Source organism: Variovorax sp. Root318D1 (genome assembly GCF_001424835.1).
Classification (GTDB): Bacteria; Pseudomonadota; Gammaproteobacteria; order Burkholderiales; family Burkholderiaceae_C; genus Variovorax.
Genome location: NZ_LMCQ01000025.1, coordinates 76,055 through 91,018 on the forward strand (window position 1 = coordinate 76,055; position 14,964 = coordinate 91,018).

Consider the following 14,964-nt stretch of genomic DNA (forward strand, 5'->3'; position numbering starts at 1 on the left):
GGCCCTCCGTCCAAAGGACGGAAGGCCTACCCGGAGCCGTCGCGCGAAAGCCTCAGCCCTTGCTGTCTTTGGTGGCCCAGCCGCCGCCCAGCGTCTTGTAGAGCGTGACCTGGTTTTGCAGCTGCAACAGCCGCGTAGTCACGGCCGATTGCTGCGCCGTATAGAGCGAACGCTGCGCATCGAGCAGGTCGAGCGCGCTCGCAATGCCGTTGCGATAACGCATGTCGGAGAGCCGGAAGCGCACCGACTCCGCCTCGGCCTGCGCGCGCTGCGCACGCACCTGCTCGCCCAGCGTGGCGCGGCCGGCCAGGGCGTCGGCCACTTCGCGGAACGCGGTCTGGATCGACTTCTCGTATTGCGCCACGGCAATCTCGCGCCCGGCCTTGGCCGAGTCGAGCGTGGCCCGGTTGCGGCCCGCGTCGAAGATCGGCAGCGTGACCGACGGCGCGAAAGACCAGGCCTTGGAGCCGCTGTCGAACAGGCCGGAGAACTCGCTGCTCGCGGTGCCCAGCGTCGTGGTCAGCGAGACGCGCGGGAAGAAGTTGGCCCGCGCCGCGCCGATGTTGGCGTTGGCCGCAATCAGCTCCTGCTCGGCCGCGCGGATGTCGGGCCGCTCGGTCAGCAGGTCGGAGGGCAGGCCGGCCGGCACGTCGGGCATCGGCTGCACGCTGTCCAGGCCCTTGGCCCCGCCGGCTGTGGCGCTGGCCGGAACCGGCGCGCCCAGCAGCAGGGCGAGCGCGTTCTCGTCCTGCATGCGCGTGCGCTGCTGCTGCGCATAAGAAGCGCGCGCGGTTTCGGCGAGCGAATTGGCGGCCTGGAAATCGAGCTCGGACGAAACCCCGTTGTCGAAGCGCATCTTGGTCAGCCGCACCGATTCTTCGCGCGTGACCAGCGTCTGGCGTGTGAGTTCGAGCAGCTCGTCGTCGGCAATCAGCGTGAGCCAGCCGGTGGCAACGGCCGCAATCAGGCTCACCTGCGCGGCCTTGCGCGATTCCTCGGTGGCCAGGTATTGCCCCAGCGCCTGGTCCTTCAGCGCGCGGACGCGGCCGAAGAAGTCGATCTCCCAGGCCGTGATGCCCAGGTTGACGCTGTACTGCGACGACACGCTGCCCACGCTGCTGTCGAAGGCCTGGTAGGGGTTGGGGCTCGAGCGCGATCCGCTGCCCGTGAGGCCGACCGCCGGGAACAGCGACGAGCGCTGGACCTGAAATTGCGCGCGCGCTTGCTCGATGTTGAGCACCGAGACGCGCAGGTCGCGGTTGTTCTCGAGCGCGGTGCGGATCAGCCCATTCAGGCGCGCGTCGGTAAAGAAGTCTTCCCACGGCACGGCCGCCGCGGCCGGGCCGGCCGGCTGCGCCGGATCGCCCGGAAAGGTGGTCGGCACCGGCGCAGCGGGGCGCTCGTAGGTCGGAATCAGCGAGCAGCCGGCCAGCAGCATGGCTGCTGCCAGGGCTGTGGGGATCAGTTTCTTGGTCATGTTGCTTTTTCTTCCGTGATGCCGGCTGCCTCTGCATGCCGCTTGTCGGCTTCATGTTGGCGCGCACTGCCCTTGAACAGGCTGCGCACCACCACGAAGAACACCGGCACGAAGATCACCGCCAGCGCCGTGCCCGTCACCATGCCGCCCAGCACACCCGTGCCGATGGCGCGCTGGCTGGCCGAGCCGGCGCCCGAGGCGATCACCAGCGGCACCACGCCCAGGCCGAAGGCCAGCGAGGTCATGATGATCGGCCGGAACCGCAGGTGGGCCGCGGCCAGCGCCGATTCGACGATGCCCTTGCCCTGCGCCTGCAGGTCCTTCGCAAACTCGATGATCAGAATCGCGTTCTTCGCCGAGAGGCCGATGATGGTGATCAGCCCCACCTGGAAGTACACGTCGTTGGAGTAGGCGCGCAGCATCGTCGCCAGCAGCACCCCCAGCACGCCCAGCGGCACCACCAGAATCACCGACAGCGGGATCGACCAGCTCTCGTACAGCGCGGCCAGGCACAAGAACACCGCCAGAATCGCAAAGCCGTACAGCACGATGGCCTGCGAACCCGCCAGCTTTTCTTCGCGCGACTGGCCGGTCCATTCAAAGCCGAAGCCCTGCGGCAGCTGGGCGGCGAGCTTTTCCATCTCGGCCATGGCCGCGCCCGTGCTGAAGCCCGCGGCGGCGTCGCCGCTGATGCGAATGGCCGGATAGCCGTTGTAGCGCACCGTCTGCGTCGCGCCCTTGACCCACTTGGTGGTGGCAAAGGCCGACAGCGGCACCGGCTGGCCCTGCGTGTTGCTCGCGTTCAGGCGCAGCAGGTCGTCGGGCTGCATGCGCGCCGGCGCATCGGCTTGCACCACCACGCGCTGCAGTCGGCCGCGGTTCGGAAAGTCGTTGATGTAGCTCGAGCCCAGGCCGGTCGACAGCGTCGCGTTGATCGCGTCGAAGGTCACGCCCAGCGCGTTCGCCTTGTCGCGGTCGATGTCGATCTGCAGCTGCGGCGCATCTTCCAGGCCGTCGGGGCGCACCTGCGACAGGATCTTGCTTTGCCCCGCCATGCCCAGCAGCTGGTTGCGCGCATTGATGAGCGCCTCGTGGCCCGCGCCCGAGCGATCCTGCAGCCGGAAGCTGAAGCCGCTGGCATTGCCCAGTTCAGGAATGGGCGGCGGGCTCAGCGGGTAGATGAAGGCGTCGCGGATGCCCGAGAGCGCACCGAAGGCGCGGCCCGCCAGCGCCTGGGCCGACTGCGCCGGGTCCTTGCGTTCATCCCAGTCCTTCAGCGTCACGAAGGCGAGGCCCGCGTTCTGGCCCTGGCCCGAGAAGCTGAAGCCCATCACGCCCACCATGCTCTGCACTTCGGGCTGCTTCAAGATGAAGTTTTCAACCTGCTGCATGACCGCCAGCGAGCGCTCTTGCGTGGCGCCGGGGGGCAGCTGCACGTTCACGATGATGTTGCCCTGGTCTTCCGCGGGAAGGAACGAGCTTGGCAGCCGCATGTAGGTGAACACCACCGCGCCGATGATCGCGGCGTAGATGATCAGGTAGCGCGCGGCGCGGCGCAGGATGCGTGCAACCAGGCTTTCATAGCCCTTGGCCGTGCGCGTGAAACCCCGGTTGAACCAGCCGAAGAAGCCGGTCTTCTCGTGGTGGTGGCCGGCTTCCACCGGCTTGAGCAGCGTGGCGCACAGGGCAGGCGTGAGCGACAGCGCCATGAAGGCCGAGAAGGCGATCGAGGTCACCATCACCGCCGAGAACTGGCGGTAGATGTTGCCGGTGGAGCCCGCGAAGAACGCCAGGGGCACAAACACCGAGATCAGCACCACGGTCACGCCGATGATGGCGCCCGAGATCTGCTTCATGGCCTTGCGCGTGGCTTCGAGAGGCGAGAGCCCCTCTTCGCTCATGATGCGCTCGACGTTCTCGACCACCACAATGGCGTCGTCCACCACGATACCGATCACCAGCACCATGCCGAACATGGTCAGCACGTTGATCGAGAAGCCCAGCGCAAGCAGCGAGGCGAACGTTCCCAGCAGCGCAATGGGCACCACGATGGTTGGAATGATCGTGTAGCGCCAGTTCTGCAAGAACAGGAACATCACCACGAACACCAGTGCGACCGCTTCCAGCAGCGTCTTGACCACTTCGGTGATGGAGATCTGCACGAAGCGCGAGCTGTCGTACGGAATGGTCCACTTCACGCCCGGCGGGAAGAAGCGCTCGAGCTCGGTCATCTTGGCGCGGATCGCCTTGGCCGATTGAAGCGCGTTGCCGTTGGGCGTGGGCTGCACGCCAATGCCGACCGCGGGCACACCATTCAGGCGCGCCGAGGTGGCATACGACTGCCCGCCAAGCTCGACCCGCGCCACGTCTTTCAGCCGCACGGCCGAGCCGTCGGTGTTGGCCCGCAGAATGATGTTCTTGAACTGCTCCACGTTGGCGAGCTGGCCGTTTACCACCACGGTGGCCGCAATGGCCTGGCCGGGGATGTTGGGCAGGTCGCCGATGGAGCCCGAGGACACCTGGGCGTTCTGCGCGCGGATGGCGTTGTTCACGTCGGTGGCCGACAGGTTGAAGCCCTGCAGCTTGGCCGGATCGACCCAGACGCGCATGGCGTTCTCGGTGCCGAACAGCTGGGCCTGGCCCACGCCCACCACGCGCTGCAGCTCGGGCACGATATTGCGCGCGGCATAGTCGCCGAGCGCCACCGGGGTGAAGTCCGGGTTGTCCGAGGACAGCATCGCAAACAGCAGGAAGTTGTTGCGCGCCTTGTCCACGCGCACACCCTGCTGCGTCACCGCGGCCGGAAGGCGCGGCGTGGCGCGGGAGAGCCGGTTCTGCACGTCCACCTGCGCCAGGTCGGGGTTGGTGCCGGCCTGGAAGCTGATGGTGATGGTGCCCGTGCCATCGGCCTGGGCCACCGATTCCATGTAGATGAGGCCCGGCGAGCCGTTCATCTCGCGCTCGACGACGGACAGCACGCTGTCCTCCAGCGTCTGGGCCGAGGCGCCAGGATAGGCGACGTTGATCACGATGGCCGGCGGTGCCACCGGCGGGTACTGCGAGATCGGCAGCTGGGTGATGGCGACGCCGCCCATCACCAGGATGAACAGCGCGATCACCCAGGCGAAGATCGGTCGGTCGATAAAGAATTTGGCCATGCGGGCGCGCTCCTGATTACTTCTTCTCGGCCGTGGCAGACGCCGGACCGCTGGCTGCCGCGGCCGGGGCGGAGGCCGCCTGCGCTGCTGGTTGTGCTGCCGTCTGTCCTGCCGGTTGTGCCGCGCCATTCGGCGTCGGCTTCTTCCACGGCACCGCCTTCACGGGCGTGCCGGGCGGCATCATCTGCAGCTTCTGGAAGCCGTCGACCATCACCTGCTCGCCAGCCTTCAAGCCGTCGAGCACCACCCACTGGTTGTCCTTGGCGGCGCTGATCTTTACGTTTCGCTGGCTGATCTTGCCGTCGGCACCCACCACCGACACCGTGTCGCCCTGCTGGGTGCGCGTGACGGCTTGCTGGGGAACGGTGATCGCGTTGCTGGCCTGCGCCTGCTCCAGCCGCACGCGCACATACAGGCCGGGCAGCAGCTCGCCCTTGGGGTTGGGCACCTCGGCGCGCAGCGTGACCTGTCCGGTGGTCGAATCCACCGTCAGGTCGGAGAACAGCAGCTTGCCAGGCAGCGCGTATTCGGTGCCGTCTTCCAGCACCACAGTGACGCTGGCGGCTTCTTCGCCGTTGGCCCGTTTGTATTGGCCCGCGGCCAGCGCGCGGCGCAGCTTCAGCACATCGGACGCCGACTGCGTAAAGTTCACGTACATCGGGCTGATCTGCTGCACCACAGCCAGTTCGGTCGCGTCGCCCTGGCCCACCAGCGCGCCTTCGGTCACCAGCGCGCGGCCGATGCGGCCCGAAATGGGCGAAGTCACGTTGGCGTAGCCGAGGTTGATCTTGGCGGTCTGCACCGCGGCGCGGCCCGCGGCCACGTCGGCCTCGGCCGTCTTTTGCGAGGCCACGGCCGTCGCGTATTCCTGCTTGCTCACGGCATTGGCCTCGACCAGCGGCTTGTAGCGGTCGGCCAGCGCCTTGGCCTGCACGGCGTTGGCTTCGGCCCGGGCCAGCGTGGCCTGCGCGTTTTGTGCGGACGCCACCAGCGGCGCCGGATCGATGCGGAACAGCAGCTGGCCGGCCTTCACGTCGCTGCCTTCGCGGAACTCGCGTTTGAGCAGGATGCCCGAGGCACGGGCGCGAACCTGGGCCACGCGGGAGGCCTCCAGGCGGCCCGGCAGCTCGGTCACCAAGCCCACGTCGGTTGGCGTGGCAACCACTACGCCCACTTCAGGAGCGGGCCGGGCGCCGCCACCACCACCTGCGCCGCCAGGACCGGCGGGCGCATCGCCCTTGGAACAGGCCGCGAGCGCCAACACCACGACAGCGGCCACGATCGCGAGGCGCGGCGAGAACGAAGACTGACGCGAAACATGCAGGAGAGGCATGCGAATCCTTTGAAGCAAAGACGGGAGACGGCGTGTTCGCGAAGCGAACAGAAAACCAGCAAAAGCAGCCGGGCCATCGGGGAAGCCCGCTAGTTTACATACATTCATGGATGTATAGTGACAACCCCAATGGCCCCACGATACCGAAAGGGCTTGGCTTTACAAAACGGGAGACTTGGTGGCACGTCGTACGAAGGAAGAGGCACTGGCCACGCGGCATCGCTTGCTCGATGCCGCGGAGCTGCTGTTTCAGGCGCAAGGCGTCTCGCAGACCTCGCTGCAGCAGATTGCGCAGCAGGCCGGGGCCACGCGCGGCGCCATCTATTGGCACTTCAAGGACAAGGCCGACCTCTTCAACGCGATGATGGAGCGGGTCATCCTGCCGTTGGAGGCCGGCCCCAGGGCCGCCGCCGCGGCCGGCCTCAACGACGACCCGCTGGGCCAGATCGAAGAGGGCATGGTGCACGCCCTGACCCTCATGGCCACCGACCCCCAGGTGCGCCGCGTGTTCGACGTGGCCACCCACAAGGTCGAATACACCCACGACATGGCCTCGGTGCAGCAGCGCCACCTGGACGCGCGCAACGCCTGCGTGGCCGATTTCGAAAAAGCCCTGCGCACGGCAGCGCGCCGAGACCACATCAAGCTGCCGGTGCCCGGCCACGTGGCGGCGCAAGGCCTGCACGCGCTGATCAGCGGGCTGATCCAGAACTGGCTGCTCGACCCCGAGGCCTTCGACCTGGTGCCCACCGGCCGGCGCACCTTCCGCGTTTACCTGGCCGGCCTGGGCTTTGTGCGGAACTCGAAAGCCGGCATCGGGAACGAAGCTGATGAAGAAGTCGCCGCCTGATGGGCGATAATGCGTGGCTCCGGTTCTGCCGGAGCCCAGATTCCTCGCTGTATTTCAACGGATAGAATTCGGCCCTCCGAAGGCTGAGATCCAGGTTCGATTCCTGGCGGCGGGACCAAATGCGAAGCCGGACACTTTCACAGTGTCCGGCTTTTTTTCGTCTAGGAGGTGCGCGCGCAGCTTGGCGTTGGGGGCCGGCACACCATGATTTGCGCAGCAGGGGCCGCGTAACTTCGCGAAGCGAAATTACGCGGACACCAAACGGATCAGGTGCAGCCGTGGCCTTGGCACCAGCGCTGCCAGCCGCTGCATGAACTCCAGCGGCAAAATAACCAAATGCGTGGTGCCGTCGCGCCATGGGGTCGTCGGCTTGAGTACGACTTGTCCAGCGGCGGTGGTCTGCACACGCTCGATGGCCAGTGTCGACCCGCCGACCCACAATCGATGCACTCAGGACGCTGTACCGCATAGGCCAACGGCCACAATCTATAGCAACCCCTCCACCCGCATTGCCTTCAGTCCATAGCCAACGCACGTTCCTCCCCCATGCCTTCATCCAAGTCCATCTACGATCTGCCATCCGGAGCCCCGAGCCACGTCGTCAAAGAAGAGCACATCGAATACGGCTTCATTGGCAAGCTTCAAAGCCTGAAGTACGAATATCGTGACGACATCCGCGATCGCGCCGGACTGGAAAAGAACTTCCGCGAGAAGTTCGAGGCCCTCAACCGTGTCAAGCTAACCGAAGCCGAGTTCGCCAGGCTGCTGGATGAAATCGTCACCCCGGATGTCTTCACCGCTGCCAAGACCCTGCGCAGCATCAATGCCTTCACCCGCGACGACGGCACGCCGCTGAACTACACGCTGGTGAACATCAAGGACTGGTGCAAAAACCACTTCGAGGTCATCCACCAGCTCCGCATCAACACCGACAACAGCCACCACCGCTACGACGCCATCCTCCTCATCAACGGTGTGCCCTGTGTGCAGATCGAGCTGAAAACCCTGGGCGTGAATCCACGCCGGGCCATGGAGCAGATCGTCGAATACAAGCACGACCCGGGCAACGGCTACACCAGGACGCTGCTCTGCTTCATGCAGCTCTTCATCGTCAGCAACCGTGACCGCACCTACTACTTCGCCAACAACAACGCCCGCCACTTCGCCTTCAATGCCGACGAGCGCTTTCTGCCCATCTATGAGTTTGCAGGCGAGGACAACCGCAAGATCACCCAACTGGACGAGTTTGCCGAGCACTTCCTGAAAAAGTGCGACCTCGGCCGCACCATCAGCCGCTACATGGTGCTGCTCGCGGGAGAGCAGAAGCTCATGATCATGCGGCCGTACCAGGTCTATGCCGTGCAGCACATCGTCAAGTGCATCGACGAAGACAACGGCAACGGCTTCATCTGGCACACCACTGGCAGTGGCAAGACGCTCACCTCCTTCAAGACCTCTACCCTGTTGAAGGAAAACGACCACATTCACAAGTGTGTGTTCGTCGTGGACCGCAAAGACCTCGACCGCCAGACGCGGGAGGAGTTCAATAAATTCCAGGAAGGCTGCGTCGAAGAAAACACCAACACCGCCGCCCTTGTGCACCGCCTGCTTTCTGAGGATTACTCCGACAAGGTCATCGTCACCACCATTCAGAAGCTGGGCCTGGCGCTGGACGAAAACAGCAAGCGCAACAAGCAGCGCAGCAAGAACGGCCAGGCCACTTACAAGGAACAGCTCGAAGCGCTGAAGGACAAACGCATCGTCTTCATCTTCGACGAGTGCCACCGTTCGCAGTTTGGCGAGAACCACAAAGCCATCAAAGCGTTCTTCCCCAAGGCGCAGCTCTTCGGCTTCACCGGCACGCCGATATTTGGTGGACCCAAGGGCAACGCCAGTCGCGTAAAAATCGACGGCGAGGTGGCCTCGTATCAGACCACCGAAGAGCTCTTCCACCAGCAGCTCCACGCCTACACCATCACCCACGCCATCGAGGACGGGAACGTCCTGCGGTTCCACGTCGATTACTTCAAGCCCGAGGGCAAGAAGCCGCCAAAGCCCGGCGAGGCCATCGCCAAAAAGGCAGTCATCGAGGCCATTCTTTCCAAACACGATGCCGCCACCGGCGGACGTCGCTTCAACGCCATCCTTGCCACCGCGTCCATCAACGACGCCATCGAATACCACGCCCTGTTCAAGACCATGCAGGCAGACAAACAGGCTGCCAATCCCGACTTCAAACCGCTGAACATCGCCTGCATCTTCTCCCCGCCTGCCGAGGGCGACCCGGATGTGAAGCAAATCCAGGAAGACCTGCCGCAGGAGCAGGCCGACAACGAAGAAGACCCCGAGGGCAAGAAGGCCGCGCTCAAGGCCGTCCTTGGCGACTACAACGCCCGCTACGGCACCAATCACCGCTTGAGCGAGTTCGACCTCTACTACCAGGATGTGCAAAAGCGCATCAAAGACCAGCAGTGGCCGAATGCGGACTATCCGGCCGCGCAGAAGATCGACATCACCATCGTGGTGGACATGCTGCTCACCGGATTCGATTCCAAGTTCCTGAACACGCTCTACGTGGACAAGAACCTCAAGCACCACGGCCTCATCCAGGCCTTCTCCCGTACCAACCGCGTGCTCAACGGAACCAAGCCTTACGGCAACATCCTCGACTTCCGCCAGCAGCAGGATTCGGTCGATGCCGCCATCACCCTTTTCTCCGGCGAGAAGACCGGCGAGCAGGCGCGGGAAATCTGGTTGGTGGACAAGGCCCCTGTGGTCATCCAGAAGCTGGAGACCGCCGTGCAGAAGCTGGACGACTTCATGAAGTCCCAGGGCCTGGCCTGCACGCCTTCCGATGTGGCCAACTTGAAAGGCGACGAGGCCCGCGCCGCCTTCATCACCCACTTCAAGGAAGTCCAGCGGCTCAAGACCCAGCTCGACCAATACACCGACCTCAGCGCAGACAACAAAACCACCATCGAGCAGGTGCTGCCCAATGAAAGCCTGCGGGGCTTTAAAGGCCAGTATTTGGAAACCGCCAAGCAACTCAGAGACCAGCTGGGCAAGACTGGCGGCAAGGACGACACCACAGAGGACCCGGTGGACCAGCTCGACTTTGAGTTCGTGCTCTTTGCCTCCGCCGTTATTGATTACGACTACATCATGGGTCTCATCGCCAAGTTCTCGGCCAAGGGGCCGGGCAAGTCGAAGATGACTCGCGAAGAACTCATCGGCCTCATCAGGGCCGATGCCAAGTTCATGAACGAGCGCGACGACATCGCCGAATACATCGCCACGCTCAAGGCCGGCGAAGGCCTCTCTGAGGCCGCCATCCGCGACGGCTACACCCGCTTCAAGGCGGAGAAGAACGCCAAGGAACTCGCCGCCATCGCCGCCAAGCACGGCCTTGCCGCCGCCGCACTGCAAGCCTTCGTGGACGGCATCATTGACCGCATGATCTTCGATGGCGAGCAGCTCAGCGACCTCATGGCACCGCTCGATCTCGGCTGGAAAGCCCGCACCCAGGCCGAACTCGGCCTGATGGATGACCTCCACCCCCTCCTTACTAAACGCGCCGGTGGCCGCGACATTTCAGGACTAAGCGCGTATGAGCAGTAACGCGAAAACCACCGCCAGGAAGGAAGAGGCAACGACCGCGCTAGTGCCGAAGCTGAGATTTCCGGAGTTTCGGGGGGCGGCGTTGCGAAGCGTGCGGCTCGGCGACGTTACGGAAGAAGGTCGGCGCCGCAATGGAAAGAAGCATTCAGTCGCTTCGGTGATGGGAGTGACCAAGGCCGACGGTATCGTTCCGATGGAACCGCGACTCATCGCGGCAGACATCGAGCGCTACAAACTCGTTGAGAACGATTGGTTCGCCTACAACCCAATGCGGCTCAACATTGGCTCTATCGCTCGGTGGAAGGGGGAAAACGAAATACTCGTCAGTCCCGACTATGTCGTCTTCAGGTGCATCACAGACGATGACTGGGGCATAGCTCCCGGGTATCTCGACCATTTCCGTCAGACCAAAGCTTGGGAGGATTTCGTCACCGACGGTGGGGATGGTGGTGTTCGCGTTCGGATCTATTACAAGGATATCGCGCGCCTTCAACTAGAGCTTCCGTCTTTGCCCGAACAACAGAAAATCGCTGAGTGCCTGAGTTCGGTGGACGAAATGATGGCCGCACAAGCGCGGAAAGTGGACGCGCTCAAGACCCATAAAAAAGGGTTGATGCAGCAGCTTTTCCCCTGCGAAGGCGAAACCCAACCCCGCCTCCGCTTCCCCGAATTCCTAAACACCCGGGAATGGGTTGAAGCACCGCTGGGCACTCTCCTAATGGGCAGTCCTGATTACGGTGTGAATGCCGCAGCAGTGCCCTTTTCTGGGCACCTTCCGAAATATCTTCGAATCACAGATATTTCAGAGGACGGTCGCTATCTGACTGAGAAGCAGGTGTCGGTCGATCTTGATGCCACGGATGGAAACTACTTGGACGAAGGCGACATCGTTTTTGCTCGAACAGGGGCCAGCGTTGGCAAATCCTACCAATATCGAATGGAGGATGGCAGGCTGGTGTTCGCAGGGTTCCTGATCCGAGTTAAGCCGCACCCAAAGAAATTGGTTTCAACCTACCTCGCTAATTTTCTGACGACCGGACACTTCTGGAAGTGGGTTGCCGTCACTTCCGCACGCAGCGGGCAGCCAGGCATCAACAGCACAGAATACAGTTCACTCGCTGTTCCGTTACCTCCCACGCTCACCGAACAACAACGTATCGCCTTGTGCCTGAGCAGCCTCGACGCCCTGATCACCGCCGAAATCCAAAAGCTCGAAGCTCTTAAGACCCGCAAGAAAGGCCTGATGCAGCAGCTTTTCCCATCCCTGGCGGAGGTGGAAGCATGACCAGCAAGCCCAAGATTCATCGCTTGGCGAATCTGCGGAAGCTGGTCACACGGCTGCGAGATGATTTGAACAATCCTACAAAGCCGACGCAGATCATCCATCTTTACGCCTACAACCGTACGGGCAAGACGAGGCTTTCGATGGAGTTCAAGGACGTAGGAAAGCGCAAGACTAAGAAGAATCCGCAGGGCATCGCCGACACGCTCTATTTCAACGCCTACACCGAAGACCTCTTCACCTGGGAGAACGATCTCGACGGTGATGCTGTCCGGTTACTGCAGCTCAATCACCGCTCCGCTTTCTTCGATGGCCTTAAAGACCTCGCGCTAGACGAAACGATTGCGGGCTATCTCGACCGTTACGCGGACTTCGATTTCGACATCAATTACGACACGTGGCAGGTCTCTTTCCGAAAAGGTGATGACGAGAACATCAAGATCTCTCGTGGCGAGCAGAACATCTTCATCTGGTGCCTCTTCATGGCCATCTGCGAGCGGATGCTCGACGGACACGTCTCCTATCAGTCGAAGAAGTACCTTTACATCGACGATCCCATCTCCTCGCTGGACGACAACAACGCCATTGCCGTGGCCTGCGACCTCGCCGAGCTCCTGCGCCGGGCTGCGAGCCGCAAAGACCCGAACGGCGCTCCCGCGCCCATCAAGGTGGTTTTCTCGTCCCATCACGCCCTTTTCTTCAACGTGATGTGCAACGAAATCGGCAGGGCGAAAGAGGGGGAGCCGAAAGTGACTCACAAGCGCTATTTCCTGCACCGCCCGGATGGAGACGGCACATATACCCTGCGAGCCACTGAGGACACGCCGTTCTTCCATCACGTCGCGTCACTCGCCGAACTCCAACTGGCCGCGGAGCCCAGGACCGGCAAGCTCTACACCTTCCATTTCAACGCTCTGCGCAGCATCATGGAAAAAACCGCGTCGTTCTTTGGGCACGCGGACATTTCCTTTTGCCTCAAGGCGTTGAGCAACGAGGAAGACAAAGCGCTCTACAACCGCGCCCTGAACCTTCTCAGTCATGGCAAATACGCCATCCACGAACCGACAGAAATGGGCGAGGACAACCAAGATCTGTTCCGGCGCGTTCTGAAAGACTTCACCACCAAGTTCCAATTCGACCTGCCTGACATTTTTGAGGCGACACCGACACCGACACCGGCCGCAGCACCAGCAACCGCCGCCGCACCTGCCACGACCCCATGAACGAATCCAATCAGAAACAGCTCAATCAGACACTCTGGAGCATCGCCGACCAACTGCGCGGGGCGATGGATGCGGACGACTTCCGCGACTACATGCTGTCCTTCCTCTTCCTGCGATACCTCTCCGACAACTACGAGACGGCGGCGAAGAAGGAACTGGGGCGGGACTACCCCGATGTGGGTGGCGACACGCGCAAGGTGCCGCTGGCGCTCTGGTATGCGAACAACGTGGACGACATTCCGGCGTTCGAGAAACAGATGCGCCGCAAGGTGCACTACGTCATCAAACCGGAGCACCTTTGGAACAGCATCGCCAACCTGGCCCGCACGCAGAACGGGGACCTGCTGAACACGCTGCAGGATGGCTTCAAGTACATCGAGACAGAATCCTTCGAGAGCACCTTTCAGGGCCTGTTTTCCGAGATTGACCTGACGTCGCCGAAGCTCGGGAAAGGTTACTCGGAGCGAAACAACAAGCTCTGCGCCATCATCCAGGAAATAGCCAAAGGGCTTGCAAAGTTCTCCACCAACATCGATGCGCTGGGTGATGCTTATGAATACCTGATCGGCCAGTTCGCCGCCGGATCTGGCAAGAAGGCAGGCGAGTTCTACACCCCGCAGCAGATTTCTGACATCCTCTCCGCCATCGTCACACTCGACAGCCAGGAGCCGAAAACGGGCACCAAGAAGCGGCTGGAAAGCGTGCTGGACTTTGCCTGCGGCTCCGGCTCGCTGCTGCTCAATGTGCGCAAAAAGGTGGCCCAGGCAGACGGCACCATCGGCAAAATCTTCGGCCAGGAAAAGAACATCACGACCTACAACCTCGCGCGCATGAACATGCTGCTGCACGGGGTGAAGGACACGGAGTTCGAGATTTTCCACGGCGACACCCTGCTCAACGAGTGGGACATGATGCGGGAGCAGAACCCGGCCAAAAAGCCGAGCTTTGACGCCATCGTCGCCAACCCGCCCTTCAGCTACCGCTGGGAACCGACCGACGCGCTGGCCGACGACGTGCGTTTCAAGAGCCACGGCCTCGCGCCCAAGTCCGCTGCCGACTTCGCCTTCCTGTTGCACGGCTTTCACTACCTCAAGGACGAGGGCGTGATGGCCATCATCCTGCCGCACGGCGTACTGTTTCGGGGCGGGGCGGAGGAACGCATCCGCACCAAGCTGCTGAAGGACGGGCATATCGACACGGTGATCGGCCTGCCCGCCAATCTGTTCTATTCCACCGGCATTCCTGTCTGCATCCTGGTGTTGAAGAAGTGCAAGAAGCCGGATGACGTGCTGTTTATTAACGCAAGCGGGTCGGAGCACTTCGAGAAAGGCAAACGCCAGAACCAGCTCAAGCCCGAGCACATCGCCAAGATCATCCAGACCTACCAGTTTCGCGAGGAAGAGGCGCGCTATTCACGTAAGGTTGAGATGGCCGAGATCGAGAAGAACGATTTCAACCTGAACATCTCGCGCTATATCAACACGGCAGTGGGCGAGGCCGAGATTGTTCTGGATGACACGCACCAAGAGCTGATGGGGATTGAAAAGACTATTGCGGCCGCGAAGGATAAGCACAACGCTTTTCTGAGAGAACTGGGTTTGAAGCCGTTGCCATAGTCACTCACACTGACCGGTCCGCGCAAGCCTCGGCCTCAGCCTGCGCGAAGAAGGTTGCGGCATGCCACCTACTCCAAGCGGACGAGCTCAAGCAAGCTCGATCCCTGTGCCGACAAGCTCGCGACCTGGCTTGCGATCGAGGCCACCAAATCCGCTGCTCCAGCGGCCCAGCTTCTCTTGTCTGGCGTCGGTGGCGTCGCCTCCAATTGGAAGACGATCCCCGCCGACATATCGATCAGGTCCTTGAACAGGGACGAATGCAACAGACGAATAAACTCCTGACCTCGGAACAGATCGCACCTGCGGCGTCGATAGCAGCCGCCTGGTAGGGCAGGTCAGATTCATAGTGCAGTTTCATTGCTAAAACGAGTTGTGCCGCGGACGACCGCCGGCATCTGTCTATCTCA

The 14,964-nt window shown here is 62.4% G+C and carries 9 protein-coding genes and 1 tRNA gene; 6 read left to right on the plus strand and 4 right to left on the minus strand.

Features of this window, described 5'->3' with window-relative positions; all coding sequences use genetic code 11:
* Positions 1-52: 52 nt before the first annotated feature.
* The 3 genes from ASC78_RS25525 to ASC78_RS25535 are packed head-to-tail and all read right to left on the minus strand — an operon-like array spanning position 53 to position 5,968.
* Positions 53-1,477: an efflux transporter outer membrane subunit gene (locus tag ASC78_RS25525; RefSeq protein ID WP_055808060.1), complete on the minus strand. Its 1,425-nt coding sequence runs from the start codon at positions 1,475-1,477 to the stop codon at positions 53-55.
* Positions 1,474-4,635 carry an efflux RND transporter permease subunit gene (locus ASC78_RS25530; RefSeq protein WP_055808062.1) on the minus strand — a complete coding sequence of 1,054 codons (3,162 nt, stop codon included), beginning with the start codon at positions 4,633-4,635 and terminating at the stop codon, positions 1,474-1,476. Before ASC78_RS25530 ends, ASC78_RS25525 begins: the two co-directional genes overlap by 4 nt.
* A gap of 16 nt (positions 4,636-4,651) precedes the next feature.
* Positions 4,652-5,968 carry an efflux RND transporter periplasmic adaptor subunit gene (locus ASC78_RS25535; protein WP_055808064.1) on the minus strand — a complete coding sequence of 439 codons (1,317 nt, stop codon included), beginning with the start codon at positions 5,966-5,968 and terminating at the stop codon, positions 4,652-4,654.
* Positions 5,969-6,143: 175 nt separating this feature from the next.
* Here ASC78_RS25535 and ASC78_RS25540 point away from each other — a divergent pair, with 175 nt between their 5' ends.
* Positions 6,144-6,818 carry a TetR family transcriptional regulator gene (locus ASC78_RS25540; protein ID WP_055808065.1) on the plus strand — a complete coding sequence of 225 codons (675 nt, stop codon included), beginning with the start codon at positions 6,144-6,146 and terminating at the stop codon, positions 6,816-6,818.
* A 43-nt stretch (positions 6,819-6,861) separates the two neighbouring features.
* A tRNA-Arg gene (locus ASC78_RS25545) sits at positions 6,862-6,936 on the plus strand.
* 128 nt (positions 6,937-7,064) lie between these two features.
* Here ASC78_RS25545 and ASC78_RS25550 read toward each other — a convergent pair.
* Entirely contained in the window at positions 7,065-7,268 is a 204-nt protein-coding gene (locus ASC78_RS25550; protein ID WP_082517660.1) for a transposase, read from the minus strand.
* A 96-nt stretch (positions 7,269-7,364) separates the two neighbouring features.
* On the opposite strand from ASC78_RS25550, the gene ASC78_RS25555 reads away from it, so the two are divergent.
* Genes ASC78_RS25555 through ASC78_RS25570 form a run of 4 tightly spaced genes read left to right on the plus strand, consistent with a single transcriptional unit; the run spans position 7,365 to position 14,557 of the window.
* Positions 7,365-10,436, plus strand: coding sequence for a type I restriction endonuclease subunit R (locus tag ASC78_RS25555; protein WP_055808068.1), 3,072 nt, complete (start codon positions 7,365-7,367; stop codon positions 10,434-10,436).
* Positions 10,426-11,721, plus strand: a complete 1,296-nt coding sequence (locus tag ASC78_RS25560; RefSeq protein WP_055808070.1) for a restriction endonuclease subunit S — start codon at positions 10,426-10,428, stop codon at positions 11,719-11,721. The genes ASC78_RS25555 and ASC78_RS25560 overlap by 11 nt, the downstream gene beginning before the upstream one ends.
* The gene (locus tag ASC78_RS25565; protein WP_055808072.1) at positions 11,718-12,941 is read left to right on the plus strand and encodes an AAA family ATPase; all 1,224 of its coding nucleotides are present in this window, start codon (positions 11,718-11,720) and stop codon (positions 12,939-12,941) included. Before ASC78_RS25560 ends, ASC78_RS25565 begins: the two co-directional genes overlap by 4 nt.
* Entirely contained in the window at positions 12,938-14,557 is a 1,620-nt protein-coding gene (locus ASC78_RS25570) for a type I restriction-modification system subunit M (RefSeq protein ID WP_055808075.1), read from the plus strand. The genes ASC78_RS25565 and ASC78_RS25570 overlap by 4 nt, the downstream gene beginning before the upstream one ends.
* Positions 14,558-14,964 lie beyond the last annotated feature (407 nt).